The 26724-nt window shown below is 69.7% G+C and carries 17 protein-coding genes and 3 pseudogenes; 12 read left to right on the top strand and 8 right to left on the bottom strand.

The annotated features are described in order from the left end of the window. Positions 1 to 161 precede the first annotated feature (161 nt). From AB0N06_RS28035 to AB0N06_RS28015, 5 genes are all read right to left on the bottom strand, one after another. A complete protein-coding gene (locus AB0N06_RS28035; protein WP_366137462.1) occupies positions 162 to 1571 on the bottom strand; it encodes a SidA/IucD/PvdA family monooxygenase in 1410 nt (469 codons plus the stop codon). Continuing rightward, positions 1568 to 2965 carry an aminotransferase class V-fold PLP-dependent enzyme gene (locus AB0N06_RS28030; RefSeq protein WP_366137461.1) on the bottom strand — a complete coding sequence of 466 codons (1398 nt, stop codon included), beginning with the start codon at positions 2963 to 2965 and terminating at the stop codon, positions 1568 to 1570. Before AB0N06_RS28030 ends, AB0N06_RS28035 begins: the two co-directional genes overlap by 4 nt. A gap of 230 nt (positions 2966 to 3195) precedes the next feature. Continuing rightward, positions 3196 to 5700 (bottom strand): aminopeptidase N, encoded by a 2505-nt coding sequence (gene pepN / locus AB0N06_RS28025; protein ID WP_366137460.1) that lies wholly within the window; start codon positions 5698 to 5700, stop codon positions 3196 to 3198. 290 nt (positions 5701 to 5990) lie between these two features. Beyond that, entirely contained in the window at positions 5991 to 7151 is a 1161-nt protein-coding gene (locus tag AB0N06_RS28020; protein WP_366137459.1) for an ROK family protein, read from the bottom strand. A gap of 354 nt (positions 7152 to 7505) precedes the next feature. Further along, the gene (locus AB0N06_RS28015; protein ID WP_366137466.1) at positions 7506 to 9617 is read right to left on the bottom strand and encodes an Ig-like domain repeat protein; all 2112 of its coding nucleotides are present in this window, start codon (positions 9615 to 9617) and stop codon (positions 7506 to 7508) included. 766 nt (positions 9618 to 10383) lie between these two features. Between AB0N06_RS28015 and AB0N06_RS28010 the strand changes: the two genes are divergently transcribed. From AB0N06_RS28010 to AB0N06_RS27990, 5 genes and pseudogenes are all read left to right on the top strand, one after another. After that, entirely contained in the window at positions 10384 to 11361 is a 978-nt protein-coding gene (locus AB0N06_RS28010; RefSeq protein WP_366137458.1) for a multicopper oxidase domain-containing protein, read from the top strand. 373 nt (positions 11362 to 11734) lie between these two features. Beyond that, positions 11735 to 12679, top strand: a pseudogene (locus tag AB0N06_RS28005) (ThuA domain-containing protein); the annotation flags it as partial. Between the two features lie 39 nt (positions 12680 to 12718). After that, positions 12719 to 14635 (top strand): annotated as a pseudogene (locus AB0N06_RS28000) (ThuA domain-containing protein); the annotation flags it as partial. Between the two features lie 9 nt (positions 14636 to 14644). Beyond that, positions 14645 to 14845 (top strand): annotated as a pseudogene (locus tag AB0N06_RS27995) (PKD domain-containing protein); the annotation flags it as partial. A gap of 81 nt (positions 14846 to 14926) precedes the next feature. Beyond that, complete coding sequence (locus AB0N06_RS27990; RefSeq protein WP_366137465.1) at positions 14927 to 15778, top strand: DUF1080 domain-containing protein; 852 nt, start codon at positions 14927 to 14929, stop codon at positions 15776 to 15778. Positions 15779 to 16059: 281 nt separating this feature from the next. On the opposite strand, the gene AB0N06_RS27985 is transcribed toward AB0N06_RS27990, so the two are convergent. Together AB0N06_RS27985 and AB0N06_RS27980 are read right to left on the bottom strand one after the other, a co-directional pair. Beyond that, positions 16060 to 16395 carry a chorismate mutase gene (locus tag AB0N06_RS27985; protein ID WP_366137457.1) on the bottom strand — a complete coding sequence of 112 codons (336 nt, stop codon included), beginning with the start codon at positions 16393 to 16395 and terminating at the stop codon, positions 16060 to 16062. Between the two features lie 11 nt (positions 16396 to 16406). After that, on the bottom strand, positions 16407 to 17306 hold the full coding sequence (locus AB0N06_RS27980) for an AraC family transcriptional regulator (protein ID WP_366137456.1): 900 nt from the start codon (positions 17304 to 17306) through the stop codon (positions 16407 to 16409). Positions 17307 to 17557: 251 nt separating this feature from the next. On the opposite strand from AB0N06_RS27980, the gene AB0N06_RS27975 reads away from it, so the two are divergent. The 3 genes from AB0N06_RS27975 to AB0N06_RS27965 all read left to right on the top strand — a co-directional run bounded on the left by AB0N06_RS27975 (position 17558) and on the right by AB0N06_RS27965 (position 21995). Continuing rightward, positions 17558 to 19372, top strand: a complete 1815-nt coding sequence (locus AB0N06_RS27975; protein WP_366137455.1) for a beta-galactosidase family protein — start codon at positions 17558 to 17560, stop codon at positions 19370 to 19372. A gap of 151 nt (positions 19373 to 19523) precedes the next feature. Further along, positions 19524 to 20444 carry a hypothetical protein gene (locus tag AB0N06_RS27970; RefSeq protein ID WP_366137453.1) on the top strand — a complete coding sequence of 307 codons (921 nt, stop codon included), beginning with the start codon at positions 19524 to 19526 and terminating at the stop codon, positions 20442 to 20444. Between the two features lie 33 nt (positions 20445 to 20477). After that, a complete protein-coding gene (locus tag AB0N06_RS27965; RefSeq protein WP_366137452.1) occupies positions 20478 to 21995 on the top strand; it encodes a HEAT repeat domain-containing protein in 1518 nt (505 codons plus the stop codon). 260 nt (positions 21996 to 22255) lie between these two features. Here the strand turns inward: AB0N06_RS27965 and AB0N06_RS27960 are convergent, their stop codons facing one another. After that, on the bottom strand, positions 22256 to 23197 hold the full coding sequence (locus AB0N06_RS27960) for an SDR family oxidoreductase (RefSeq protein ID WP_366137451.1): 942 nt from the start codon (positions 23195 to 23197) through the stop codon (positions 22256 to 22258). Between the two features lie 85 nt (positions 23198 to 23282). Here AB0N06_RS27960 and AB0N06_RS27955 point away from each other — a divergent pair, with 85 nt between their 5' ends. The 4 genes from AB0N06_RS27955 to AB0N06_RS27940 are packed head-to-tail and all read left to right on the top strand — an operon-like array spanning position 23283 to position 26711. Continuing rightward, complete coding sequence (locus tag AB0N06_RS27955) at positions 23283 to 24032, top strand: enoyl-CoA hydratase family protein (protein WP_366137450.1); 750 nt, start codon at positions 23283 to 23285, stop codon at positions 24030 to 24032. An 11-nt stretch (positions 24033 to 24043) separates the two neighbouring features. After that, positions 24044 to 24898, top strand: a complete 855-nt coding sequence (locus AB0N06_RS27950) for a CoA-transferase (RefSeq protein WP_366137464.1) — start codon at positions 24044 to 24046, stop codon at positions 24896 to 24898. Further along, positions 24895 to 25647: a CoA-transferase gene (locus AB0N06_RS27945; RefSeq protein WP_366137448.1), complete on the top strand. Its 753-nt coding sequence runs from the start codon at positions 24895 to 24897 to the stop codon at positions 25645 to 25647. The genes AB0N06_RS27950 and AB0N06_RS27945 overlap by 4 nt, the downstream gene beginning before the upstream one ends. Before the next feature lie 17 nt (positions 25648 to 25664). Next, entirely contained in the window at positions 25665 to 26711 is a 1047-nt protein-coding gene (locus tag AB0N06_RS27940; RefSeq protein WP_366137463.1) for a nitronate monooxygenase, read from the top strand. Positions 26712 to 26724 lie beyond the last annotated feature (13 nt).

The following is a 26724-nucleotide window of genomic DNA, read 5'->3' as shown; positions in this document are numbered from 1 at the left end:
CCCCTCCCATGCCTTTCGGGCTATGGGGGAGTTGTTGACTGACGACAACGCCGCAGATGTGCGCACCCAGCCCCGCGACGCCGCCCCCCATGTGCGGGTCGGTCTAAGGGCGGCCGTCTCCTCTTTGAGGGGGCGGCCGCCTTCTGTTGTGGGTGTGGGGGTCAGTTGCCTTGGGCGAGGGGGATGAGGGCGGGGTGCTGGTGGGGGATGTGGGGGGTGTTCTGGGGGGTGAGGCCGAAGGTGGTGAAGGCGGTGCGTTCTGGGAGGGGGTAGGCGTTGGTCCGGGTGAGGTTGTTGAGGATGGTGGCGCTGCGCCAGGCGGCGAGTCCGAGGTCGGGGGCGCCGACGCCGTGGGTGTGGCGTTCGGCGTTCTGTACGTAGATGTTGCCGGTGACGGTGGGGTCCAGTTCGAGGCGGAACTGGTTGTCGATGCGGGGTCGTCCGGCGGCGTCGCGGCGGATGTGTGGGGTGAGGCCGGTGAGGAGGCGGTCGAGGGGGCGTTCGCGGTAGCCGGTGGCGAGGATGACGGCGTCGGTGGTGAGGCGGGTGCGGGTGTTCTGTTGGGTGTGTTCGAGGTGGAGTTCGACGCGGGTGTTGGCGAGGCGGCCTGCGGTGCGTACGTGGACGCCGGGGGTGAGGGTGGTGTCGGGCCAGCCTCCGTGGAGGGTGCGTCGGTAGAGCTCGTCGTGGATGGCGGCGATGGTGTCGGCGTCGATGCCTTTGTGGAGTTGCCATTGGTGGGGGACGAGTTCGTCTCGCACGGATTCGGGGAGTGCGTGGAAGTAGCGGCTGTAGTCGGGGGTGAAGTGTTCGAGGCCGAGTTTCGAGTACTCCATGGGGGCGAAGGCGCTGGTGCGGGCGAGCCAGTGGAGTTTTTCGTGTCCGGCGGGGCGGGCGCGGAGGAGGTCGAGGAAGATTTCGGCGCCTGATTGGCCGGAGCCGATGACGGTGATGTGTTCGGCCTGGAGGAGTTGTTCGCGGTGGTGGAGGTAGTCGGCGGAGTGGATGACGGGGATGGATTCGGCTTGGGCGAGGGGTTTGAGGGGTTCGGGGATGAAGGGTTCGGTGCCGATGCCGAGGGCGATGTGGCGGGTGTAGGCGCGGCCGAGGGCTTCGACTTCGCCGTGGGTGTCGAGTTGGGTGAAGTCGACTTCGTAGAGGGTGCGTTCGGGGTTCCAGCGGATGGCGTCGACTTGGTGGCTGAAGTGGAGTCCGGGGAGTTGGTCGGTGACCCAGCGGCAGTAGGCGTCGTATTCGGCGCGTTGGATGTGGAAGCGCTCGGCGAAGTAGAAGGGGAAGAGGCGGTCGCGGCTGCGTAGGTAGTTGAGGAAGGTCCAGGGGCTTGCGGGGTCGGCGAGGGTGACGAGGTCGGCGAGGAAGGGGACTTGGAGGCTGGAGCCGTCGATGAGGAGTCCGGGGTGCCAGTGGAAGGCGGGGCGTTGTTCGTAGAAGGTCGCGGCGAGTGGGTGGATGCCGTGGGCGAGGGCGGCGAGGGAGAGGTTGAAGGGGCCGATGCCGATGCCGACGAGGTCGTATGGCTGGCCGGGGTCGGGGGTGGGTCGGTCGGTCATCGGGGTGGGTTGCCTTTCTGGAGTGTGTGGGTGAGGTGGGTGATGAGGTCGAGGAGGGTTTGGAGGTCGTGGCGGGTGGTGTGGGGGTTGAGGAGGGTGACTTTGAGCCAGAGGCGGTTGTCGGCGTGGGCGCGGCCGAGGACGGCTTGGCCGGTGGTGAGGAGGGTGCGGCGGACGGTGGCGACGGTGTGGTCGGTGGCGTTGGTGGGGCGGAAGAGGACGGTGGTGATGGTGGGTGGTTGGTAGAGGTCGAGGGTGGGGTTGTGGGTGATGAGGTCGGCGAGTTGGTGGGCGGTGTTGATGGTGTGATCGATGAGGTCGGCGAGTCCGGTGCGGCCGAGGGCTTGGAGGGTGACGGCGATTTTGAGTGCGTCGGGTCGGCGGGTGGTGCGCAGTGAGCGGCCGAGGAGGTCGGGGAGGCCGGCTTGGGTGTCGTCGTGGGCGTTGAGGTAGGGGGCGTGGTGGTGGAGGGGGTGGAGGTGGTGGTGGTCGGGGACGGCGAGGATGCCGGCTGATGCGGGTTGCCAGCCGAGTTTGTGGAGGTCGAGGGTGACGCTGTGGGCGCGGTCGAGGCCGTGGATTTTGGTGCGGTGGGTGGGGCTGAAGAGGAGTGGTCCGCCGTAGGCGGCGTCGATGTGGAGTTCGGCGCCGTGGGTGGTGCAGAGGTCGGCGATGTCGTCGAGGGGGTCGATCTGGCCGGTGTCGGTGGTGCCTGCGGTGGCGGTGACGAGGAGCGGGCCGGGGTGGTGGGTGAGGGCTTCTTCGAGTGCGGTGAGGTCCATGACGCCGGTGGGGGCGGGGATGGTGTGGGGTTCGGGGAGGCCGAGGAGCCAGGCGGCGCGGGTGATGCTGTGGTGGGCGTTGGCGCCGGTGAGGGTTTGTACGGGGCCGTGGCGTTCGCGGGCGAGGAGGAGGGCGAGTTGGTTGGCTTCGGTGCCGCCGGTGGTGATGAGGGCGTCGGGGTGGGGTTGGTGGGGGTAGATCTCGGCGGCGAGTGCGGTGGTGGTGTCGGTTTCGAGGGTTGAGGCTGCGGGTGCTTGGTCCCAGGAGTCCATGGAGGGGTTGAGGGCGGAGGCGGCGAGGTCGGCGGCTGCGGCGAGGGCGAGGGGTGGGGTGTGGAGGTGGGCGGTGCAGTGGGGGTGTGCGGGGTCTGCGGCGCCTTGGGTGAGTGCGGTGATGAGGGTGCGGAGGGCGTGGTGGGGGCCGGTGCCGTGGTCGGGGATGAGGGGGTGGGTGGTGTGGTGTATGTGGTCGGTGACGGTTTGGGGTCCGCCGGCGGGTAGGGGGCCGTGGCGTTGTTGGGCTCCGTCGTGGAGTGCGGTGAGGACGGTGTCGAGGAGGGGGCGTAGGGCGTCAGGGCCGGTGGTGCCTCCGGCGAGGGGTGGGGTGGGCATGGTGGTGGGGTCCTTCGGGTGCGCGTGGGTGGACGTGTCAGCTTGTCCGGGTTTCTGGTGGCGTGGCCGGTGAGCTCGGTGATCTGAACTCGAAAGAGGGACGGGTGGTGGTGGTGGGGGTGGTGGTGGGGGCGGTGGTGGTATGGGTGTGCCCGGCTTCCCCTTGGTAGGGGTGGGCCGGGCACGGGTGGTGCGGTGTGTGGTTGTGGGGGTGGTGCGGGTTTGTGGGGTCAGTGGGCGTTGCGTACGGCGAGGGCGCGGCGGAGGTCGTCGATCTGGTCGGCGAGCTTGCGGCGGAGGGCGGGGGTGAGGGTGTTGCCGTTCAGTGCTTGTTCGCCGAGGTGGAGGTTGTCGGCGGTGATGGCGTAGGCAGGGAAGGCGTGGCGGCCGGCGGCTTCGGCGATGGCGGGGCCTCGGCGGGTGGCGAGTCGGGTGGCGTCGGGGTAGTAGCGGGGGACGTAGTCGCTGGTGAGGTCGGTTTGTTCGGCTTGCCAGAAGCCTTGTGCGGTGGCGATGAAGAGGTAGTTGGAGAGGGTGTCGTCGTTGAACAGGGTGTCCCAGGCGGCGGCTTTGGCTTCGGGGGTGGGGAGGGCGGCGCGGCAGCGGGCAGCGCCTTCCTGTCCAGTGGCGCTGGGGTCGCTCTCGAGTTCGGTGGCGATGGTGGTTTCGTCGGTGGCGCCGAGGGTGGCGAGGCGGGTGAGGATGCGCCAGCGGAGTTCGGGGTCGAGTTCGGGTCCGCCGTGGACGGTGCCGTCGGTGAGCCAGGTCTGGATGGTGTCGGGTTGGGTGGCGGCGTCGATGAGGTGGCGTACGGCGGTGAGGCGGAGGCCGGGGTTGGTGCCGTCTTCTGTGCGGCGGATGAGGTCGCGGCAGAGGGCGGTGAGGGTGGCGAGGGCTGCGGGGCGGTTTTCGGGGGTGACGTAGCGTGCGGCGATCTGGGTGCCGGCGAAGGTCAGGACGCCTTGGAGGAGGGCGAGGTCGGTTTCGTACGGGAGGTGGGTGCGGGCGGTTTCGAGGTAGGTGATGGGGTCGAGTTCGCCGTCGCGGACCATGTCGCGGGCGCTGTTCCAGATGACGGCGCGGGTGAGGGGGTCGGGGATGCCGGAGAGGCTGCGTACGACAGTGTTCCAGGAGGTGGTGTCGGGGCGGATCTTGGCGTAGGTGAGGTCGCCGTCGTTGAGGACGAGGAGGGCGGGGCGGTGGCCGGGGTGGGTGGTGGGGGTGCCGTCCTGGGGGATGTCGAGTTCGAAGCGGTCCCGGAGGACGAGTTGGTCGGGGCCCGGCTGGGTGTCGGGGGTGTGGTCGTAGGCGCCGACGGCGATGCGGTGGGGGCGGGTGCCGTGGTGGTCGACGGTGAGGGACCAGGTGGTGTCGGTTTCTTCGACGTGGGCGGTGAGGGTGTCGACGCCGGTGGTGCGGAGCCATTGGTCGGCCCAGGCGTGGACGTCGCGGTCGGTGGCGGAGGCGAGGTTGTCGATGAAGTCGGCGAGGGTGGCGTTGCCGAATTTGTGGCGGGCGAAGTGGGTGTTGATGCCGGCGAGGAAATCTTTTTCGCCGAGCCAGGTGACGAGCTGGCGGAGGGCGGATGCGCCCTTGGCGTAGGAGATGCCGTCGAAGTTGAGCATCGCGGATGCGGTGTCGGGGACGGCGGCGGGGTCGGGGGCGACGGGGTGGGTGGTGGGACGCTGGTCGGCGTCGTATCCCCAGCCCTTGCGGGCGACGCCGAAGTCGACCCAGGTGTCGGTGAAGCGGGTGGCTTCGGCGAGGGTCTGGTAGCCCATGTATTCGGCGAATGACTCGTTGAGCCAGATGTCGTCCCACCAGGCGAGGGTGACGAGGTCGCCGAACCACATGTGGGCCATTTCGTGGGCGATGACCATGCCGCGGACTTGGCGTTCGGTGTCGGTGACGGCAGAGCGGTAGATGAATTCGTCGCGGAAGGTGACGAGTCCGGGGTTCTCCATGGCGCCGGCGTTGAATTCTGGGACGAATGCCTGGTCGTAGGAGTCGAAGGGGTAGGGCTCGTCGAATTTTTCGTGGAAGCGGTCGAAGCAGGCGCGGGTGATGTCGAGGATTTCGTCGGCGTCGGCGTCGAGGTGGGGGGCGAGGGAGCGGCGGCAGTGGATGCCGAAGGGCAGTCCGGCGTGCTGGGTGGTGACGGTGTGCCAGGGGCCGACGGCGACGGCGACGAGGTAGGTGGAGATCAGTGGGGTGGGGGCGATGGTCCACCGGCCGTCGCCGGTGTGTTCGGCGATGCCGTTGCCGAGGACGGTGCAGTTTTCGGGGGCGGTGACGGTGAGGGCGAAGACAGATTTGAGGTCGGGCTGGTCGAATGCGGCGAAGACGCGTTGGACGTCTTCCATGAAGAGCTGGGTGTAGACGTAGGTTTCGCCGTCGGTGGGGTCGGTGAAGCGGTGCATGCCTTCGCCGGTGCGGGAGTAGCGCATGGCGGCGTCGATGCGGAGTTCGTGTGCGCCGGGGGTGAGTGCGGTGAGGGGGAACCGGTTCTCGGTGAGGTCGGCGGGGTCGAGGGGCTGTCCGTCGAGAGTGATGGAGCGCAGGGTGGCTGGCTTGAGCTCGACGAAGGTGTCTCCGGCCGCGAGTGCGGTGAATTGGATGACGGTGCGGGAGTCGAAGGTGTCTTCTCCCGTGGTCAGGTCGAGGTCGATCGTGTACTTGTCCACGTCGAGGAACTGGGCTCGGGTCTGCGCTTCGTCGCGCGTCAGTACGGACATGGATCCACTCTGCCGCATGGGGTGGGGGGTGCACAGGTGAGTTCTCGCAGGGCTGAGATGGTGCGTGTGCGCGGGGTGCGTGCGCGGGGCGGGGCCGGCGGCGCGGTCGGGCGGTTCCACGAGGCGGCTGCCCAAGACCTCCACCGGAAAGATCCAGAATTTCGTTCTGCGCGACCAGGTGTGAGCCGGGGCGGAACGCAGGATTCGGTAGCGCTCCGGTCGGCCCACTTCCAAGGTGCGGTACGTCGCGGGGCACGCCTCACCACGGGCTCCGGCCGCGTATCGAAGCGTCAGGCCGGTGAGAAGACGTGGTTGCTGATCAGCCGGGCGGCGCCGACGACGCCGGCGACCTGGCCGAGTTCGCCGAGCACGATCGGCAGGTTGCCGGTCGCCAACGGCAGCGACTGACGGTAGACCTGGGTGCGGATGCTCGCCAGGAGGTTATGGCCCAGTCCGGTGAGCCCTCCTCCGATGACCACCAGGCCGGGGTTGAAGAAGCTGACCAGGCCGGCGATGACCTGACCGGTACGGTTGCCTCCCCAGCGGATCAGATCCAGGGCCGCGGCGTCCCCGGCGCCCGCGGCGGCCGACACGTCCTCGGGGGTCAGTCTCCCGGCCGATGCGAGCCGTCCGGCCAGCTCCGTCGAGCGGCCGGACTGGGCGAACGCGGTCGCGTCGCGTACGAGGGCGTTCCCGCCGAAGTAGGCCTCCAGACAACCGGTGTTGCCGCAGGCGCACCGCGGCCCGTCCGGGTCCACCTGGATGTGGCCGATGTCGCCGGCACTGCCGGTCATGCCGCGGTGGACCTCGCCGCCGACGACGATGCCGCAGCCGATGCCGGTCCCGAGCTTCACGCACAAGAAGTCACGCACGGACCGAGCGACGCCGGCCTGCTGCTCGCCCAGGGCCATCAGGTTCACGTCGTTGTCGACGAGGACGGGGCAACCGAGTTCCTGGCTCATCGCCTCGCGGACGGGGAAGCCGTTCCACCCGGGCATGATCGGCGGCGCGACGGGGACACCCTCCGGGAACCGGACGGGTCCCGGCACGCCGATCCCGGCACCGTCGAAGTGTTCCGCCGACGTCGCCTCGCGCAGCTTGCGGACCAATGCCAGCACCCGCTCGAAGACCACGACCGGGCCTTCACGCACGTCCAGCGGCTCGGCCACGTGACCGAGGACCTCCAACTCGGCGTTGGTGACCGCGACATCCACGGAGGTGGCGCCGATGTCCACGCCGAGGAACCGCAGCGATGGGGCGACCCGGACGTTGTGCGAGCGGCGGCCGCCGCGGGAGGCGGCGAGGCCGTCCGGGACGACCAGACCGGTTTCCAGCAGCCGGTCGATCTCGAACGCGAGCTTGGAGCGCGACAGCTCGACCAGGTCCCCCAGGGCGACCCGGGACTGCGGGCCGAGGTCGCGCAGGAGGCGGAGCAGCCGGGCCTGATGCATATTGGACGGTCGAACCGTCGTACTCCTCACGCCGCCCCCGTCGTGGTCAGAGCCGTTCGCATGCCCGATGCCTGGGGGCGCGACTTCCACCGGACCGTAGCACCGTGCCGTCGACGGCAAAAGAAGCTTGTGCCCCGCGTCACAGGACTTTCATCAGCAGATGGACAAGGCCGGTTCGAAGCAGCACAGTCTCGTTGCCGCCCAGGCTCTTGCAGAGGCGGCCAGGCCCGATGGGGTGGAGCCGTCCAACTCTCCACCCCATCGGTTTTGGTGCGCTGTCCGGTTCGCTCGGCGGGCCGCTGCCGCAGCCGGCCGAGGCACACGGCTCAGGCCGCGTCACCGCCCGGCCGTGACTCAGCGACCGGCGAGACTGTGGTTCGGCATGCCGACGTCGGACTGGCCGGCCGCCTTCTTGATCAGGGCGGCCTCCCGCTGGTCGAGGACTCCCTCCTTCCGGAGCGTCGTGACGATCTCCCCGACGTGGGAGACGAATGCGCCGTGGTTCTTCCAGGCCCGGTGATCCTCGATCAGCTCGTTGACCGTGCATGCGTTGGTCGTGACGCGGTTCGGGACACCGGTGTTGATCGAGCCGGTGAACACGGTGGAGCGGTCGTCCCTTTCAGGACAGTCGGCCGGCGGCTTACTGTCGACGATGGCGAGGGACAGCGACTGCGGCGTGGCCGTGTTGCCGGCCTTGTCGGTGGCCCGGTAGAGCAAGGTGTGGCTCCCGGTTCTGTCGATCACCACCGGTGCGGAGTACTGCAGGTAGGGGCCGCCGTCGAGGGAGTACTCGATCCCGGCCACACCCGACCCCGTGTCCGAAGCCGTCACCGTCACCGTCGCACTGCCGACGTAGTCACCGGAGTCGTTCTTCGTGCCGGAGACGGAGGCCGACACCTGCGGCGGCGTCCTGTCCTCGGGCGGAGCCGCTACCACGGTGAAGTCGACCGATTTCGCCGTCGAGGTGTTGCCTGCCTTGTCGGTCGCCCGGTAGCTCAGCGCATGCCGGCCCACGCCGTTCACCGCAACTGGCGCTGTGTAGCCCCGGTATGCCGCACCGTCGAGCGAGTACTCGATTCCGGCCACGCCCGATTCCGCGTCGGAGGCGGTCAGCGTCACGGTCGCGCTCGATACATAGTTCCCGGCAGCGTCCTTCGTCCCTGACACCGTCGCAGAGGTGTCGGGCGGCGTGGTGTCCTTCGGCGGCTCGGCCGCCACCACGGTGAACTCGACCGACTTCACCGTCGAGGTATTGCCTGCCTTGTCGGTCGCCCGGTAGCTCAGCGCATGCCGGCCCACGCCGTTCACGTCAACCGGCGCTGTGTAGCTCCGGTATGCCGCACCGTCGAGCGAGTACTCGATTCCCGCCACACCGGACTCGACATCAGACGCGGTCACTGTGACGGTCGCGCTCGAAACATAGTTCCCGGCAGCGTCCTTCGTCCCCGACACCGTCGCAGAGGTGTCGGGCGGCGTGGTGTCCTTCGGCGGCTCGGCCGCCACCACGGTGAACTCGACCGACTTCACCGTCGAGGTATTACCTGCCTTGTCGGTCGCCCGGTAGCTCAGCGCATGCCGGCCCACGCCGTCCACGTCAACCGGCGCTGTGTAGCTCCGGTATGCCGCACCGTCGAGCGAGTACTCGATTCCCGCCACACCGGACTCGACATCAGACGCGGTCACTGTGACGGTCGCGCTCGAAACATAGTTCCCAGCGGAATCCTTCGTCCCCGACACCGTCGCAGAGGTGTCGGGCGGCGTGGTGTCCTTCGGCGGCTCGGCCGCCACCACGGTGAACTCGACCGACTTCACCGTCGAGGTATTACCTGCCTTGTCGGTCGCCCGGTAGCTCAGCGCATGCCGGCCCACGCCGTTCACGTCAACCGGCGCTGTGTAGCTCCGGTATGCCGCACCGTCGAGCGAGTACTCGACTCCGGCCACACCCGATTCCGCGTCGGAGGCGGTAAGCGTCACGGTCGCGCTGCCGACGTAGTTGCCGGCGGAGTCCTTCGTCCCCGACACCGTCGCTGACGTGTCCGGTGCAGTGGTGTCGTCGCCGGGCGCGGCAGTGACGACGAGCTCACCCGTCATCATCTGGTGGCCCGGCATCGCGCAGAAGTAGCGGTAGACGCCAGGCGTGAGGGTGACTTCGGCCGTGTGCTTGCCTCCCTCGGAGTCGAAGGGGCTCGCCAGGATGTTGAGGCTGACGTCGCTGTTGTAGTCGGGGTTCGAGACGTCGAACGTCAGGGTGTGCGTCAACCCCGTCGTATTGCCGGTCGCCGCGCTGCTCTCGAACACAATGGTCGCCTTGCCCGCCACCGCGGTGGTGGGGGCTGACGTGTACTTCATGTAATCGTCGCCGGCCGTCCAGGTGAGCACCTGGGTCGCTGCGGTCTCCTCCGCGCGATTCGCCGCCGCGTACGCGGCCGGAACGGCCAATGCGAAAGCCGTGAAGACAACGGCCATCAGCGCCATCAGCACCGGGTGCTCGCTGAATCGGTCACGTAGCGCGGATCTTGAGGGGGGCGGATCCGTCTGGGCATGGAGCAGTCTTCTGAACACCGCTGCACCTTTCGGGAATTCGCTTGTGCGGCACCGCGCAGGACTCGCGGTCCCGCCGGGTGGACAATCAGCCGCCGGGTTGAGCGCGTTCGAGACGCGAGTACTCCGCTCACCGGACCGGCGCCCTGGACGGAACGGGGCGAGTGCCGCGTTGCGGTTGATCGCCCGCGCGCGACGACGGCGGGGGCCGCCGTCACTCACGCACAGGCGGCATCCGCCCCTGTCGCTGCGAGGCCGCTGGCACCGCGAACCCGAGGGCGGGGTTCACGCAACCTCTTTACCATGCGGCAACGATGGGAAGTTAGCGGGTCTTTTGACTATCCGCCAAGACCTATGACGAGAATCCAACCAACTTTGACCTGAGTCTGGAAAAACTGGAGACGTGCCCGCTACGGTGTCCAGGTCCCGAGGCGAATCCGTTCGCCCAGCCGATCCGATCCCGGCCGTAGCCGGCACATCGAGCCAAGCCGGACTGCTTCCACCGGGGTCCGGCCACGTCGGACCGTCTCCACCGGAGTCCGGTCCGACCATCGCCCCGCCTGCCTCGCGGGGCCGAACGCCCGGCGCACCACCGCGTACCGCCGTGACGGGACAGCTGCCGTCGGCGGCGGCTCACACCACGACCACGAAACGCTTTCAGGCATGCGCGCGTTTCGAGGATTGGAGAGCGATGACCGACTCAGGCGCAGGCACCAGACGCCTCTTCTCCCGGCGAGCGTTCGCCACCGGCGCGGCCGCCGCAGCGGTCGTGCCCACGGTGCTCGGCGCCACCGCCGCCACCCCGAAGGACAAGCCCGGTGAAGGAAGCGGCAAAGGAAGCGACAAGGGCACCGTCCGCGAGCTGACGCTGTACATGGAGAACCTGCCGAACGGGCAGATGGGCTACGGCCTGGAGCCCGGTCAGGCGTCGATTCCCGGCCCGCTCATCGAGCTGACCGAGGGCGACACGATGCACATCGAGGTCGTCAACAACCTGAGCGTCGCCGCGAGTCTGCACGTGCACGGCGTGGACTACGACGTCGCCAGCGACGGCACCAAGATGAACGACAGCGTCGTCGAGCCGGGCGGCCGGCGGACCTACGTCTGGCGCACCCACGCCCCGGGACCGAACCACGACGGGACGTGGGAGGCCGGCAGCGCCGGCTACTGGCACTATCACGATCACAACGTGGGGACCGAACACGGCACGGGCGGCCTCAAGAAGGGCCTGTACGGCCCCGTGATCGTGCGCCGCAAGGGCGACGTGCTGCCCGACAAGCAGTTCACGGTCGTGTTCAACGACATGACGATCAACAACAAGGCCCACCACGACGCCCCCACCTTCACGGCCGTCCGCGGCGAGCGGGTGGAGTTCATCGTCATCACCCACGGGGATTTCTTCCACACCTTCCATGTGCACGGCCACCGCTGGGTGGACAACCGCACCGGGATCCTGCAGGGTCCGCAGGACGTGAGCCGGGTCATCGACACCAAGACCGTCGGCCCCGCGGACTCCTTCGGGTTCCAGGTGATCGCGGGTGCCCGGGTCGGCGCAGGTGCCTGGATGTACCACTGTCACGTCCAGAGCCACGCGGACATGGGCATGGCCGGGATCTTCCTCGTGACCGAGGCCGACGGCACGGTCCCCGGCGGCATGCCCCACCACTAGGGCGTCTTTCGAAAGTCCCGTCTGCCGGGCGACGTCTGGCCCGCCCTACGGGCGGACGACGTTACTTTCGAAACACGCCCTAGAAGGCAACGGCGGGGCCCTGACACGGGCTCCCCCCCCCCCCCCGAAGCCACGCCCGTCAGGCCTGCCTGACGCCTGACGGGCGTGTGTACCAGCCTGCCGCCGGTCGGTCATCGTCCGTCAGGATCGGAGGCGAACCTGACCTCCCTGCTCCGGCACCCCGTCCTTCCCGGGCAGCGTGACCGCCCGCCGGAAGCCGTCGCGCCCGGCGCATGCCGGGCGGGGCCCTGCGGCAGCCCTCGCTCCATCCCCTGATCACTCTTCCGTTTCCGGATCGAGTCAAGGAGCACACATGGGCAAGAGAGACCGGTTCGCCCAGTCGAAACGACGCGGTTCGCCGCCGTCGCGTCCTGCGCGGACCTCTCGTCACGCGTGGCCCTGGCGCCGCGCGGTCGTTCTACTGTCCAGCGCAGCACTGACGGTGGGGCTGTCCGCGCTGCCTTCCGTGCAGGCACAGGCGCAGCCGCCCGTCGAAAGCGTCAGCGAGGACCAGGGCGCCGCCACCGACGCCCCGGTGAACCTCCTGGTCTTCCACGGACCGGCCGCCAAGCAGGACGACCCGGTCAAGAAGGCCGCGGCGGCGATCGAGAACCTCGGTGAGAAGAACGGGTTCAAGGTCGTCGAGTCCGAGGACGCAAGCGTGTTCAACACCGCCGACCTCGCCAAGTATCGAGGGGTGGTGTTCCTGTCGGCCGACGGCGTGAAGCTCAACGCCGAGCAGGAAGCCGCGTTCCAGTCGTACATCAACAACGGAGGCGGCTTCGTCGGCGTCCACGACGCCGCCCGGGCCCAGTCCGACTCCTCCTGGTTCACCGGGCTGATCGGCACCCGCCCGGCCCTGGGCCTCCCGGACCCCGAGAAGGTCGTCGAGAGCGCGGCCAACGGGGACAACCCGCCGAACGAGACCAAGGACAAGCTGTTCGACGGCAAGAATGACACCAAGTGGCTGGCCCGTACGCCGACCGGCTGGGTCACCATGAAGCTGGACAAGCCGGCCGCGGTGGTCAACTACGCGCTGACCTCCGCCAACGACTATCCGGGACGGGACCCGAAGGACTGGAAGCTGCAGGGCTCGCAGGACGGCGAGAACTGGACGACCCTGGACACCCGGACCGGCGAGACCTTCCCGTCACGGTTCCAGACCAGGCAGTTCCAGTTCACCAACAAGCAGGCCTACCAGCACTACCGGCTGGAGATCACAGCGAACAGCGGTGAACCGCTGACTCAGCTGGCCGAGCTGCGGCTCTTCAACGCCAACCCGACGCCTTCGCAGGATTCCAAGGTCCAGCAGGCCGTTGTCGACGTGACGGACCGCCAGCACCCGGCCAACAAGGGCCTGCCACTCAACTGGACCCGCTCCGACCAGTGGATCAACTGGGACCCCAGCCCGGTCGGCAAGGTCCACACCGTCGCCCAGGTCGAGGAGTGGAAGTACAAGCCGGGAATCAGCGCCAATGGCCCGTTCCACCCGATCTCGTGGTGCCGCGACTACGACGGCGGTCGGTCCTTCTACACCGGGATGGGTCGCACCGAGGAGAGCTACACCACCGATACGAAGTTCCAGAGCCACCTCCTCGGCGCCATCCAGTGGACCACCGGCATGGTCCGCGGCGACTGCCAGGCGACCATCGCGTCCAACTACAAGACCGAGCGGCTGACCGAACAGAACCAGGCGGGGCAGCTCGACCAGATCGGTGAGCCGCACGGTCTCACCATGGGCCCCGACGGCAAGGCCTTCTACATCGGCAAGGCCGCCTGCCCGTCCGGCCCGATCGCCGACTGGAACAACCCCAAGGTCGGCCTGGGCTGCGGCACCATCCACCAGTGGGACCCCAGGACCAAGAAGGTCAAGCTGCTCACCACACTCGATGTGATGGGCAACCGGGGCAGCGGTGACGAGCTGGTCAAGAACGAGGAAGGCCTGGTCGGCATCACCCTCGACCCGAAGTTCGAGAAGAACGGGTGGATCTACATCTACTGGATGCCGCACGAGTCGATCGACCGCGACAAGCGGATCGGCCAGCGGACGGTCTCCCGGCTGACCTACGACTTCGCGTCCGAGTCCATCGACCAGGGCACCCGCAAGGACCTGCTGCACTGGGACACCCAGATCCACAGCTGCTGCCACGCCGGCGGCGGCATTTCCTTCGACAAGGACGGCAACCTCTACATCGGCTCCGGCGACAGCAACTCCTCCGGCGGCTCCAGCGGCTACTCCGGGAACAACTGGACCCAGGACTACAAGGGTGTCTCCTTCCAGGACGCCCGCCGCACCTCCGGCAACACCAACGACCTCAACGGCAAGATCATCCGTATCCACCCCGAGGCCGACGGCACTTACACCGTCCCCAAGGGCAACCTCTTCGCGCCGGGCACGGCCAAGACCCGCCCGGAGATCTATGTGATGGGTGTCCGCAACATCGCACGGCTCTCCGTCGACCCGGTGCACAACTGGCTGAACGCAGGCTGGGTCGGGCCGGACGCGGGAGCGTCGAACCCCGAACTGGGCCCGGCCAAGTACGAGACGGCCACGGTCATCACCTCCGCGGGCAACCAGGGCTGGCCGTACTGCATGGGCAACCGGCAGCCGTACCGTGACCGCAGCAACACCGACGCCAGTGTCCTCACCGGCTGGTACGACTGCGACCACCTCAAGAACGAGTCGCCGCGCAACACCGGCCTGGTGGACATCCCGCCGGCCCGCGACAACATGATCTGGTACTCGCCCCAGGGCGGCGGCCCGGTCTTCCCCAAGCGCTCCGACGGCAGTGGTGTCCCCAGCTACGTCGACAGCGAGGCCACCTACACCCAGCCGTACCTCAAGGGCGGCGGCCAGGCCATCATGTCCGGTCCGACCTACCACCGCTCCCAGGTGGACACCAAGAGCGGTGTCGCCTGGCCGGCGTACTGGGAGGACAAGTGGTTCATCGGTGACGAGTCCAACGCCAACAACCGGGTCGCGGTGACCCTGGACCCGGACCACGTCAAGGACCAAGGCGCGCCGGCCTTCGGCGAGGACCTGCGCAGCATCATCGCGCCCGGCAGCGGCGGCACCCAGCTGCAGAGCTGGATGGACGCCAAGTTCGGTCCCGACGGTGCGCTGTACATGCTCGACTACGCCGGCGGTTTCTTCAGCCTGCACTCCAACCAGAAGCTCATCCGCATCACCTACCAGGGTGGCCCGGCCACCCCGAAGCCGCAGGACGCCGGGGCGCGCGTCATCACCCAGAGCAAGCCGAAGACGGTGGCGTTCTCCGGTGCCAAGGTCGGCGGTGTGGCCTGGGAGTGGGACTTCGGTGACGGCAGCGCGCCGTCGCACGAGGCCAACCCCACGCACACCTACGCCGATTACGGCACGTACCACGCGAAGCTGACGGTCACCTACGCCGACGGCGAGAAGGCCACCGCGACGTTCGACGCCGAGGCCGGCTGCCCCGCGCCCGACGCCCGTCCGACCGTCAAGCTGCTCGACACCGACACCGGCGTGGCCAACCACCGCGCGGGCGGCCACTGCACGGTCAATGACCTGATCGACGACGAGGCGTCCTGGCCGAACCACGGCGAGTTCGTCAGCCACGTCAACGCCGTGGTCAACGACCTCCGCAAGGCGGACGTCCTCGACAACCGCGAGTCGGCGGCGATCAGCAAGGCGGCGGCGCAGAGCAAGATCGGCAAGGTCGCCGGGTACCAGCCCCTCTTCGACGGGACCGCGGCGAGCCTCGCCGACTGGCGGCAGGCCGGCCCCGGGAAGTTCTCCCTCCAGCCCGACGGCACCATTCGCGGTTCAGGCGGCCTGGGCATGCTGTGGTACACCAAGCAGGAGCTCGGAGACTTCTCGGTCAGGCTCCAGTTCCGGGACATGGCTCCGGGTAACGGCAACGCCAACAGCGGTGTCTTCATCCGGTTCCCGGACCCGCGGACGCCGCTGGCCGACCGTCCGGCCGGCAGTTGCGGGACAGTCGGTTCGGCTCGCACCGCCCCCGAGTGGCTCGCGATCTACTGCGGTCAGGAGATCCAGATCTACGACGGGACCACGGGCGAGGTCCAGAAGACCGGCTCGGTGTACAACTTCAAGCCGCTGGGCCTGGACAAGGCGGGGGTGACCCCCAAGGGCCAGTGGAACGACTATGAGATCCGCGCGGTCGGGCAGCACTACACGATCATCCGCAACGGCGTGGTGATCAACGAGTTCGACAACACGCCCGGCAAGTCGTCGTCCCGGGCGGGTGACCCGCCCACGGACCTGCGTCAGTTCCTCAGCGGGTACGTGGGGTTGCAGAACCACAGCAACAACGACCTGATCGAGTTCCGCAACATCCGGGTGCGGAACCTGTAGTCGCGAGCGGTCAACCCGAATCGTGACTCCGGGGGAGGTCTACCCCCTCGGTCACTCGCTGTAGCGGCACGGAAGCGAGGGCCGCGGCCTTGAGGTCGCGGCCCTCGCTGCGTGTTCGTACCTGACTGATGTTCGTCAGGGCTTCGTGGAGTGGGTGATCTCCGTGAACGTCGCCGGCTCAGGGCGTGATGGGGGCCCGGAAGTGGTGAGACCGACCGGCACACGGGAGGCGGCGTCGCGGGGCGCGCGCTCGGCCCGCCGTACGGTGCAGGGTGCGGGGATCAGTGCTCGGAGGCTGCGTCGCCGGTCGGGGGGTCACCGGCAATCCGCTCATGGTGCCGGATCACTTCGGCGATGATGAAGTTCAGGAGCTTCTCTGCGAAGGCGGGGTCGAGTTTCGCGTTCTCGGCGAGGCGGCGCAGGCGGGCGATCTGTTCGGTTTCGCGCGTCGGGTCGGCCGGGGGCAGTTTGTGGTTCGCCTTGAGATGCCCGACCTGCTGGGTGCACTTGAAGCGCTCGGCGAGCATGTGGACAACAGCAGCGTCGATGTTGTCGATGCTTTCGCGGAGCCGGTTCAGTTCCGCGCGTACGGACTCGTCGATGTCGCTCTTGGTCATGGTCGTCGAGCTTAGACGCCCGGGGTCCATGCGGTGATCGTCGGCGGGTGTTCGGGGTCGGGGACCTGGTCGCTCCAGCCGCCGGGAACGGCGCGGCCCTGTTGTTCGCGGAAGCGGACGGGGGCGGTGCCGACGCGGCGGGCGAAGAGGCGGGAGAAGTAGGCGGGGTCGTCGTAGCCGACGCGGCGGGCGACCGCGGCGACGGGCAGGTCGGTTGCGGCGAGGAGTTCTTTGGCTCGGCCGAGGCGGATACCGAGGAGGTAGTCCTTGGGGCTGCAGCCGGCGCCGCGGCGTACGGCGGTGCGCAGTTCGGCGGGGGTCATGCTGTGGCGGGCCGCGTGTTCGGCGACGGAGAGGGGCTGGAATGCGTCGCGGGCGAGGGCCTGGAGGACGGGGTCGCCGTCGGGGCTGACATCGGCGCGGGCGCGGCGCAGGGCGACGAGGAGTTCGTGGACGGCGGCGCTGGTCTCGACTTCGAGGAGGGGGTTGCCGCGTCTGGCGGCGCGGACCATGCGGCTGATGGCGGCACGTGGTCCTGCGGTGTCGGCGAGGGGGACGAGGGGGCGGTCGGGTTCGATGTAGCCGAGTTCGGTGTAGGTGGTGGTGGCGGGGCCGGTGAAGTCGACGAAGGCTTCGTCCCAGCCGGTGCCGGGGTCGGCGCCGTAGTGGTGGGGGGTGCCGGGGGTGAGCCAGATGAGGCTGGGGGCGGTGACGGGTATGCGGCGGCCGTCGGGGCCGCTGAACCAGCCGCTGCCGGAGTTGATGACGACAGCGACGTGGTGGTCGAGGGTGCGGGGGCCGACGGTGGGCAGGGCGCCGTGTTGCAGGCCGACGCCCAGGCAGACGAGGCCGAGGCGGTGATGGAGCGGGCTGGGCGTGAAGAATCGCATCCAGGTGTGGTACGTCGACATCGACTTCCCTTCCTCCGCTCGGCTCGGCCGGGCTCGACTCCGCCGGGCTCGCCGGCTCGGTCGGCGGCGGTGACCTGCGCATTGTGTCCAAACAGCAGTGATCTTTGTCCATGGACCGGCTGTACGCCAGGGGGCAAAGGTGGATGGAACATTCCTCCCGGGTTCGCCCGCTCCGTGGTGCGTGCCGTTGTGCGGCCCCGGGGTGTGCGGGCCCGGGGGTGGGACCGGCGCAACAGGAGAGTACGAGCACGATGGCTGATTTCACCGTGGGGGACGACCACTTCCGGCTCGACGGGAGGCCGGTACGCCTGCTGTCGGGGGCGCTGCACTATTTCCGGGTGCACGAGGCGCAGTGGGATCACCGGCTTTCGATGCTGCGGGCGATGGGCCTGAACTGTGTGGAGACGTACGTTCCGTGGAATCTGCACGAGCCGGAGCCCGGGGTGTTCCGGGATGTGGCGGCGCTCGGCCGGTTCCTGGATGCGGCGCACCGGGCGGGACTGTGGGCGATCGTGCGTCCGGGTCCGTACATCTGTGCTGAGTGGGAGAACGGCGGGTTGCCCGCGTGGGTGACGGGCCGGTTCGGGCGGCGGGTGCGGACGCGTGACGCCGGGTATCTGGAGGCGGTCGAGCGGTGGTTCGCCGCGTTGTTGCCGCAGGTGGTGGAGCGGCAGATCGACCGTGGTGGCCCGGTGGTCATGGTTCAGGTGGAGAACGAGTACGGGAGCTACGGCACCGATCAGGTCTATCTGGGGCGGCTGGCGGAGGTGCTGCGCGGGCACAGGGTGAGCGTGCCGCTGTTCACGTCGGACGGGCCGGAGGACCACATGCTGACAGGTGGTTCCGTGCCGGGGGTGCTGGCGACGGCGAATTTCGGCTCGGGGGCGCGTGAGGCGTTCGAGGTGCTGCGCCGGCATCAGCCGAAGGGTCCGCTGATGTGTATGGAGTTCTGGTGCGGCTGGTTCGAGCACTGGGGTGCCGCGCCGATGGTCCGGGATCCGGCGGAGGCCGCACAGGCGCTGCGGGAGATTCTGGAGTGCGGGGCATCGGTGAATATCTACATGGCGCACGGGGGAACGAATTTTGCGGGCTGGGCGGGGGCGAACCGCTCGGGTCCGGTGCAGGACCAGGATTTTCAGCCGACGGTGACGTCGTACGACTACGATGCGCCGATCGACGAGTACGGGCGGCCGACGGAGAAGTTCTGGCTGTTCCGGAAGGTCCTGGCGGAGTTCGCGGACGATCCGATCCCGGAGCTGCCGCCGGAGCCGACCGGGCTTGCGGCTCCGGTGCGGGCGGAGCTGACCGGGTGGGCGCCGCTGTCCGTGGTGCTGGAGGTGCTGGGCGACCCGGAACGGGCGGAGTCCGGTGTTCCGCCGACGTTCGAGGAGCTGGGCGTGGACCGGGGCCTGGTGCGGTACGAGGTCGCCGTTCCGGGTTCGCGACGCCCGTATGCGCTGGGTGTGACCGGGCTCCGGGACCGGGCGGTGGTGTATGTGAACGGGGTCCGGGAAGGCGTGCTGAGCGGCGAGAGTGCCACCCTCGCCGAGCCGGTGGCCGGGCCCGCGTCGGTCGAGCTGTGGGTGGAGTCGCTGGGCCGGGTCAATTACGGGCCGCGGCTGGCTGAGCCGAAGGGCATCACGGGCGGTGTCCGGCACGAGCGGCAGTATCTGCACGGGGTGCGGGCGCGGGCGCTGCGGCTGGCCGCTTTCGAGGAGCCGGGTGCGGTGGACGCGGTGCCCTTCGGGGCTGTCGCCGAGGGGGGTCGTACCGGGCTGTACCGGGGTTCGTTCGAGTCGGCGGTTTCGGGGCGCGCGGGTCTTCCGGATCATGCGGGGATCGAACTGCCGGGCTGGACGCGCGGGTTCGTCTGGGTGAACGGTTTCTGTCTGGGCCGGTACTGGTCGGCGGGTCCGCAGCGGACGCTGTATGTGCCGGGTCCGGTTCTGCGGGAGGGCGTCAACGAGGTGTGGGTGCTGGAGGTGGAGGGCGCCGGGGATCCGTGGGTGGAGCTGGGTCCGGGTGTGCCCGTCCGGACGGGCACACCCGGGGGTGCTCAGGGCTGATGCGGTGGGGCCGGCCGGGGCGTCGGAGTGTGGCCGTCGCGGAGGCGGTGGTCGCGGCGAAGGCCGGCGCCTCGCTGTACACCCCGGGGCAGCCGGGTTCGTACGGGAGCCCACTGCCTACCGCGGGGCAGGCCGTTACAGTGGAAGCCGGTTGAGCGTCACGGATGGGGGTGCGGACGTGACGGACGGCGGCCCGGTGGTGCATGGCTTCCCTCATCTGGACATCGTCCGGTCCGCGATCACCGCGCTGTACCGGAGGCTGTCGTACGACGGTGTGCGCAGGTACGCCCCGAGCCTGCTGCCCGCCGAAGCGGCCTTCTCCGACCAGGACGATCTGCATCTGGGGGCGCAGCGCGTGGCTCGGGCGATGGTCCGGCATCTGCATCTGCCGGATGCGCGCATGATCGTCGGGTTCCGGGCGATGGAGCATGCGGGGAGTGTCGAACTCGCGGCGGGGCCCGAGTACTTCATCGAACTCAACGACCGCTTCCGCACTCATCGCAGGGACATCGGTGCCGCGCTGTCGCACGAGGTGATGCATGTGCTGCTGCACCGGCTGGGTCTGGAGTTCCCCGGTACACGGGACAACGAGATCCTGACCGACACGGCGGCCGCGTATCTGGGGGCGGGCTGGCTGCTGCTCGACGCGTTCCGGGAGGACGCCGCGTCCAGTCAGAAGCTCGGCTATCTCACCCCGGAGGAGTTCGGGTATGTGCTGGCCAAGCGGGCGTTGGTGTTCGACGAGGATCCGTCGCCGTGGTTCACGAGTCCGCAGGCGTATGCCGCGTACGTGAAGGGGCGGGCGTTGGCGCTGCGGGACGGGCAGCAGCCTCCGCTGGCGGCGGCGGGCTGGGCCGGCCGGCACCGTTACGCGAAGGACCGGCGGTACGCCCAGGACCATGGGGGGGCCGCCGCGACCCCGGGGGTCCCGTACCGGTTCGAGGAGGGTCCGGGGGGTTGGCGGGTCTCGTTCACCTGCCCGACCTGCCACCAGCGCATCCGGGTACCGGTCCGGGGCCGGGTGCGGGCGCGGTGCGGGTTGTGCCGTACGGTACTGGACTGCAATACCTGAGCCCGTCGGGGCCCTCGGTCGTAGAGTCGATGGGTGGCAGAAGATCCGATGACGGACACGCAGAACCTGTTCGAGGCCCTGTACGAGGGTGAGGACGCCGTCGTGCGGCTGCTGCGCGCGGGGGTGCCTGCCGAGTCGGTCGACGAGGACGGTGCGACGGCGCTCTATCTGGCGGCGGTGTCGGACCGGCCGGGTGTGGTGCGGCTGCTGCTGGCGGCGGGCGCCGATCCGGACCGGGCGTGCGGGCCCGAGGCGGGCGATCTGCCGATCTGCGGGGCGGCGTGCGGCGGGCACACGGATGTGGTCGAGGCGCTGCTGGCGGCCGGGGCGCAGCCGGATCTGCGGGAGCAGTTCGGGTTCACGGCACTGCGGTGGGCGGTGGGTCTGGGTCATGCGCGGACCACGGAGGTGCTGCTCGCCCATGGGGCGGACCCCGATCTGCCGGGACCGGGGCCGGGGCATGAACCGCCGCTGGTGTTCGCGGTACGGCGCGGGTCGCTGGAGACCGTGCGGGCGCTGCTGCGGTACGGGGCGGGTGCGCGGGCCGGGGCGCTGGAGGAGGCGCTGCGGGAGGCGCGCCGGATGCTTGCGCTGGATGTGGAGCAGGAGATGCGGCGCGCGCTTCGGGAGATGTACGGGGACGGGCCGGGGGTGGTGGTGCGCCGTACACCGGTGGACGGCGGGGAGACGGTGGCCGTCGAACTGGTGCGGGACGGGGCGCCGTTCGCGGGGCAGGAGCAGCAGACGGGGCACGGTGCGATCGCCACGGTCCTGGAGGGGGAGCTGGGTCTGCGGACGCCGTACGCGGAGCTGGCGGCGCGGGCGCTGCGCGGCGGGAACCCGGAGCTGGACAACTGGCACGAGGCGGTCGAGGTGCTGTGGCGGCGGGGCGACGAGGAGACGTTCCAGGCGGGCGCCGCGTGGTGCGCGGGCGACGGTGAGCCGTTGCGGCAGGCGTTCGGCGCGGATGTGCTGGCCCAGCTCGGTTTCCGCACCGGGTCGAAGCCTTTTGCCGCCCGTTCGGTTCCGCTGCTGCGGGAGCTGGCGCGGGAGGCGGCGGATACGGAGCTGATCCAGTCGGCGGTGCTGGGGCTGGGGCACCATGGGGATCCGGTGGCCCTGCCGGAGGTGCTGCGGCATGCGCGGAATCCGGAGCGGGTGGTGCGCCGTGCGGTGACGCTGGCGCTGTTCGACCTGGTTTCCGGTGACCATGCGGAGGGGGTCGCGGCGCTGGTGGGGCTGAGCCGGGACACCGATGCGGAGGTGCGGGACTGGGCCACGACGGCGCTGGCCGCGCTGGACGCGGACACGCCGGTGCTCCGCGCGGCGCTGGCGGAGCGGCTGGACGACGCGGATCCGGACACGGTCGCGGAGGCGGCACAGGGCCTGGCGCGGCGTCAGGACCCGCGGGCGGTACCGGTGTTGGAGCGGTTGCTGCAGGAGTCGGAGCCGGACGGTTATGCGTGGGCGGTGGCTGTCGACGCGGCGGCGTGCGTCGCGGACGGCCCGGTCAGGGAGCGTCTGGAACGGATCTGTCCGCGCCTGCCGTGAGCGGCGCGGTGACGAGTGGGCAGCGGGTGCCCGAGTGACGGTCGGCATGCACGTGTTGCAGTGGATGCGCAGGGAGCGGGCTCCGGCGTCCTCGGCCATCCTGTCGACCAGGTCCGGCTCGCGCAGCAGCGGTCTCCGTTTCCGGGGGTGGGATGGGTTCCGGCGAGGCCGGGGTTCCGGCCCTCGGCGGCGGGCGGGGCGGGGCTGAGGCCCGGACAGGCCGGTGTGGGGAGCGGGACCGCTTTCGGAGCAGTCCCGCCCTACCGCGCCCCGTACACCGGCTCCGCCGGCACCGTTTGCGCCAGCAGCTTCCGGGTGGCCTCCCCCGCCTCCGCGGGCGCCCATCGTGCCTCCCGGTCCGTGGTGGGTCCGGGGCGCCAGCCCTCCATCACGGTGATGCGGCCTCCCTCCGCCTCGAAGACCCGTCCGGTCACTCCGCCGCTCGCGTCCGAGCCCAGCCACACCACCAGCGGTGACACGTTCTCCGGGGCCATCGCGTCGAATGCCCCGGTCCCCTCCCCCGGAGCCGCCATCGTCGCCGCGAACGTCTGCTCGGTCATCCGGGTCCGGGCCGCCGGGGCGATGGCGTTGACCTGGACGCCGTACCGGCCCATCTCCGCCGCGGCGACCAGGGTCAGGCCGACGATCCCGGCTTTCGCCGCGGCGTAGTTGCCCTGGCCGACGCTGCCGAGCAGGCCCGCGCCGGAGCTGGTGTTGATCACCCGGGCGGCCGGGGTGCGGCCCGCCTTGGTCTCGGCCCGCCAGTGTGCCGCCGCGTGTTTCAGGGTCAGGAAGTGGCCTCTCAGATGGACTCGCAGCACCGCGTCCCAGTCGTCCGCGTCCAGGTTGACGAGCATGCGGTCGCGCAGGAATCCCGCGTTGTTGACGAGTGTGTCCAGCCGCCCGAACGCGTCCAGTGCGGTCGCGATCAGCGAGGACGCGCCCTCCCGCGTCGCGATGTCTCCTCCGTGGGCCACTGCTTCGCCGCCCGCGGCGGTGATCTCGTCGACGACGTCCCGGGCCGGTCCGGCGGACCCTCCGTCGCCGTCGGGTCCGACACCCAGGTCGTTGACCACGACCTTCGCTCCCTCGGCGGCGAAGGCCAGCGCGTGGGCCCGGCCGAGCCCGCGCCCGGCGCCCGTCACGATGACGACGCGTCCGGCGCAGATCCGGGTGTCGTGTGCGTCGCTGCTTGCGGTCATCTCACATCTCCTTGTTGGCGATGCGGGGGCAGGCTGCTACCTTCCCACCTAACAAATGTTTGGTGGAAAGGTAGCTGATCCGCTCATGGGTGTCTCCACCTCCAGCCCCGCCACAGGCATTTCCGTCGTCACCGTCGACTGTCCGCCCGTCAACGCACTGCCCGCGCAGGGCTGGTACGACCTCGCCGACGCACTCCGCGCCGCGGGCCGCGATCCCGAGGTCCGGTGCGTCGTCCTGGCCGCCGCCGGGCGCGGTTTCAACGCGGGTGTCGACATCAAGGAGATGCAGCGCGACTCCGGACACGACGCCCTGATCGGCGCCAATCGCGGCTGCTTCGAGGCCTTCGCCGCGGTGTACGAGTGCGAGGTGCCGGTCGTCGCCGCGGTGAACGGCTTCTGCCTCGGCGGTGGCATCGGTCTCGTCGGGAACGCCGACGCGATCGTGGCGAGCGACGACGCGACGTTCGGCCTGCCGGAACTGGACCGGGGTGCGCTCGGCGCCGCGACCCATCTCGCCCGGCTCGTCCCCCAGCACCTGATGCGCGCGCTGTACTACACCTCGCGCACCGCCACGGCCGCCGATCTGCACGCCCACGGCTCCGTCTGGAAGGTCGTCCCGCGCGCCGAACTCATGCACAGCGCCATGGAGTTGGCAGGGGAGATCGCCCGTAAGGACGGGTATCTGATCCGGCTCGCCAAGGCCGCCATCAACGGCATCGACCCGGTGGACGTACGTCGCAGCTACCGCTTCGAACAGGGGTTCACCTTCGAGGCCAACCTCAGCGGCATCGCCGGCCGCGTCCGTGACACCTTCGGCAAGGAGGCACGACCGTGACCGACAAGACCATGACGGCCGAGGAGGTCGTCTCCCGGCTCAGCAGCGGCATGACGATCGGCATCGGGGGCTGGGGCTCGCGCCGCAAGCCGATGGCCCTGGTTCGCGCACTGCTCCGGTCCAAGATCACCGATCTCACGGTGATCTCGTACGGTGGCCCCGACGTCGGCCTGCTCGCCGCCGCCGGAAAGATCCGCACGCTGGTCGCGGCCTTCGCCACGCTCGACTCGATTCCGCTCGAACCGCACTTCAGGGCGGCCCGCCAGCGCGGCGCCTTCGAGCTGAGGGAGGTCGACGAGGCGATGTTCATGTGGGGACTGCACGCTGCCGCGAACCGGCTGCCGTTCCTGCCGGTCCGGGCGGGCATCGGCTCGGATGTCATGCGGGTCAACCCCGGTCTGCGTACGGTGCGTTCACCGTACGAGGACGGCGAGGAGTTCGTCGCGATGCCGGCCCTGCGGATGGACGCGGCGCTGGTCCACCTGAACCGAGCCGACCGGTACGGAAACGGCCAGTACCTCGGGCCGGACCCGTACTTCGACGACCTGTTCTGCGAGGCCGCCGACACCGCGTACGTCTCCTGCGAACGGCTCGTGGAGACCGCCGAACTGACCGCGGAGGCCGCCCCGCAGACCCTGCTCGTCAACCGGCACTCGGTCACCGGCGTCGTCGAGACCCCGAACGGCGCGCACTTCACCTCCTGCGCCCCCGACCACCCGCGCGACGAGGCCTTCCAGCGGGCGTACGCCACCGCGGCGGCGGACCCGGACGCCTGGGCGGCGTTCACCGACCGGTTCCTGCCGGCGGACGGTGACGAGAAGAGCTACCAACTGGCCGTCCGGACCTGGCACGAGGAGCAGAAGTGACGAAGACCCCCGGGCCCCGGACCATCACCCGGGCCGAGTACTGCGTGATCGCCTGCGCGGACGCCTGGCGCGACAACGGCGAGGTGCTCGCCAGCCCGATGGGCCTGATCCCGTCCCTCGGCGCCCGTCTCGCCAAGCGCACGTTCTCGCCCGATCTGCTGCTCACCGACGGTGAGGCAATGATCGTCGATCTCGACGGCACGCCCGAAGGGTGGCTGCCGTACCGCCGGCACCTCGCCATGGTGACCGGCGGCAAGCGGCACGTGATGATGGGCGCCGGCCAGATCGACCGGTTCGGCAATCAGAACATCTCCTGCATCGGCGACTGGGAACAGCCCGCCCGTCAGCTGCTCGGCGTACGCGGCGCGCCCGTCAACACCCTCAACAATCCAGTCAGTTACTGGGTTCCCAAGCACTCCCCCCGGGTGTTCGTCGAGCGTGTCGACATGATCAGCGGGGTCGGCTACGACAGTGCGGCGGCCGCCGGACCGTCGGCGACCCGCTACCACCGCATCCCACGCGTCGTCACCGACCTCGGCGTCCTCGACTTCGCGACCCCGGACCGCTCGATGCGCCTCGCCTCGCTGCACCCCGGCGTCACCGTCGACACGGTGCGCGCGGCGACCGGCTTCGCGCTGACGATCGCCGACGACGTCCCGTACACCCGCGAGCCGACCGCCGGCGAACTCCGGCTGATCCGCGAGGTCATCGACCCGATGGGCACACGCGACCACGAGGTCAGGGGCTGATGGACGCGACGGATCCGATGCGGACCCCGCTCACCGAGCTCGTCGGCGTGCGCCACCCGATCGTGCAGACCGGCATGGGCTGGGTCGCCGGTCCCCGCTTGGTCTCCGCCACCGCCGAGGCGGGTGCACTCGGCATTCTCGCCTCGGCGACGATGAACGTGGAGCAGCTGCGCGCAGCGGTGCGGGAGGTCAAGTCCCGTACGCAGGCGCCGTTCGGCGTCAATCTGCGTGCCGACGCCGGTGATGCGCGCGACCGGGTTCGGATCATCATCGACGAGGGCGTCAAGGTCGCGTCGTTCGCACTGGCCCCGTCGAAGGAGCTGATCGTGGAGCTGAAGGACGCGGGGGTGGTCGTCGTCCCGTCGGTCGGTGCCCGGCGCCACGCCGAGAAGGTCGCGGCGTGGGGTGCGGACGCGCTGATCGTGCAGGGCGGCGAGGGCGGCGGGCACACGGGCGACGTGGCGACGACGGTGCTGCTGCCGCAGGTGGTGGACGCCGTGGACATTCCGGTGATCGCGGCGGGGGGCTTCCACGACGGCCGCGGTCTGGTCGCGGCGCTGGCGTACGGGGCGGCGGGCATCGCGATGGGTACACGGTTCCTGCTGACGTCCGACTCGACGGTCCCGGACGCGGTGAAGGCACGCTATCTGGCGGCGGGCGTCAAGGACGTCACGGTCACGACGGCGGTGGACGGGCTGCCGCACCGGATGCTGCGTACGGAGATGGTCGCCGCGCTGGAGAACGCGGGCCGTACCAGGGCGCTGGCCCAGGCGGTGCGCCGGGCGGCGGGCTTCAGACGGATCTCGGGGCTGAGCTGGTCCCGGATGGTGCGCGACGGCATGGCGCTGAAGCACGGCAGGGACCTGTCGTGGAGCCAGGTGCTGCTGGCGGCGAACACGCCGATGCTGCTGAAGGCGTCGATGGTCGACGGCCGGACGGATCTGGGTGTGATGGCGTCGGGTCAGGTGGCGGGCCTGATCGAGGACGTGCCGAGCTCCGCGGAGCTGGTGGAACGGGTGATGGAGGAGGCGCGGGAGGTACTGAAGGGGCTGCCTCGGGTGTAGGGGCGGGGGCGGG

The sequence above is a fragment of the Streptomyces sp. NPDC051020 genome (assembly GCF_040683105.1).
GTDB lineage: Bacteria > Actinomycetota > Actinomycetes > Streptomycetales > Streptomycetaceae > Streptomyces.
The sequence above is the reverse complement of the archived record's forward strand: the minus strand, read 5'-3'. Positions and strand labels throughout refer to the sequence as shown.

Bases quoted from the DNA above. Each gene is read 5' to 3' on its own strand.
- AB0N06_RS28035 (WP_366137462.1), bottom strand. From the start codon at position 1,571: ATGACCGACCGACCCACCCCCGACCCCGGCCAGCCATACGACCTCGTC.
- AB0N06_RS28030 (WP_366137461.1), bottom strand. From the start codon at position 2,965: ATGCCCACCCCACCCCTCGCCGGAGGCACCACCGGCCCTGACGCCCTA.
- AB0N06_RS27950 (WP_366137464.1), top strand. From the start codon at position 24,044: ATGACGGCCGAGGAGGTCGTCTCCCGGCTCAGCAGCGGCATGACGATC.
- AB0N06_RS27955 (WP_366137450.1), top strand. From the start codon at position 23,283: ATGGGTGTCTCCACCTCCAGCCCCGCCACAGGCATTTCCGTCGTCACC.
- AB0N06_RS27940 (WP_366137463.1), top strand. From the start codon at position 25,665: ATGCGGACCCCGCTCACCGAGCTCGTCGGCGTGCGCCACCCGATCGTG.
- AB0N06_RS27975 (WP_366137455.1), top strand. From the start codon at position 17,558: ATGGCTGATTTCACCGTGGGGGACGACCACTTCCGGCTCGACGGGAGG.
- pepN (WP_366137460.1), bottom strand. From the start codon at position 5,700: ATGTCCGTACTGACGCGCGACGAAGCGCAGACCCGAGCCCAGTTCCTC.
- AB0N06_RS28020 (WP_366137459.1), bottom strand. From the start codon at position 7,151: ATGCATCAGGCCCGGCTGCTCCGCCTCCTGCGCGACCTCGGCCCGCAG.
- AB0N06_RS28010 (WP_366137458.1), top strand. From the start codon at position 10,384: ATGACCGACTCAGGCGCAGGCACCAGACGCCTCTTCTCCCGGCGAGCG.
- AB0N06_RS27980 (WP_366137456.1), bottom strand. From the start codon at position 17,306: ATGTCGACGTACCACACCTGGATGCGATTCTTCACGCCCAGCCCGCTC.
- AB0N06_RS27985 (WP_366137457.1), bottom strand. From the start codon at position 16,395: ATGACCAAGAGCGACATCGACGAGTCCGTACGCGCGGAACTGAACCGG.
- AB0N06_RS28015 (WP_366137466.1), bottom strand. From the start codon at position 9,617: ATGGCCGTTGTCTTCACGGCTTTCGCATTGGCCGTTCCGGCCGCGTAC.
- AB0N06_RS27960 (WP_366137451.1), bottom strand. From the start codon at position 23,197: ATGACCGCAAGCAGCGACGCACACGACACCCGGATCTGCGCCGGACGC.